1 protein-coding gene is annotated in these 341 nt (G+C 48.4%); it reads left to right on the top strand.

The window, feature by feature from the left end:
* Positions 1–204 precede the first annotated feature (204 nt).
* On the top strand, positions 205–341 hold a 137-nt coding region (locus SB786_RS35815; protein ID WP_410731519.1), incomplete at its 3' end, for a winged helix-turn-helix transcriptional regulator.

Below are 341 nucleotides of genomic sequence, written 5' to 3'. Positions count from 1 at the left end.
CTCCGACGATCAATACATCCCGGGCGGCGCCCTGGCGTTCATAGAAGGCTGCTTTCATGCGTTGTGCTCCAATCCTTGCTGCACCAAAGAGACATGCGGCCGCGGTTCAGTTCACGGTATGTCGATATATCTTGGATGCCATGGGAGTTTTCTACAAGTAAGCACAAGTTTGATATATAGGTTCATTTTTTATACTATTGGCTGATGGACAAACCAGACACGCATGAATATCGATGTACGGTAGAAGCGACCGTTGCGGTCGCAGGCGGAAAATGGAAGCCGTTAATCATCTACTACCTGCTTAGAGGTACAAAGCGATTTGGTGAGCTTCGTACCCTCAT

The organism is Burkholderia sp. SIMBA_062 (genome assembly GCF_046534765.1).
Classification (GTDB): Bacteria; Pseudomonadota; Gammaproteobacteria; order Burkholderiales; family Burkholderiaceae; genus Burkholderia; species Burkholderia ambifaria.
The sequence above is the reverse complement of the archived record's forward strand: the minus strand, read 5'-3'. Positions and strand labels throughout refer to the sequence as shown.